The sequence below is a fragment of the Undibacterium hunanense genome (genome assembly GCF_014284335.1).
Lineage (GTDB): Bacteria > Pseudomonadota > Gammaproteobacteria > Burkholderiales > Burkholderiaceae_D > Undibacterium > Undibacterium hunanense.
The window spans coordinates 1-264 of sequence record NZ_JACOGF010000081.1 but is presented as its reverse complement, the minus strand read 5'-3'; the positions used below and the strand labels follow the sequence as shown (position 1 = coordinate 264).

Sequence of the window (264 nt, the reverse complement as noted above, 5' to 3'; positions counted from 1 at the left end):
CAATACGGGCTTTCAAAGTACGGGTGCTCACATCCACTTGCGGCAGGATGGCGCTGACCTTGCCCTGGAAGACTGTGCCAGGTGATGAGGGTGTGCGTGCTTCGACTGGATTGCCTGAGCGTACCTGGGCAGACAGATTTTCCGGGATATCGGCAATCACCCATATTGTTGCAACTCCATTGATACGAAATAATGGCGCTCCTGCCATGACCGTCATACCTTCACGTATGGACAGTTCTGACACGACACCACTGACCGGTGCAG

1 protein-coding gene is annotated in these 264 nt (G+C 54.2%); it reads right to left on the bottom strand.

From position 1 onward, the window contains the following. On the bottom strand, nt 1–264 hold a 264-nt coding region (locus tag H8L32_RS27405; RefSeq protein ID WP_186951025.1), incomplete at both ends, for an efflux RND transporter periplasmic adaptor subunit.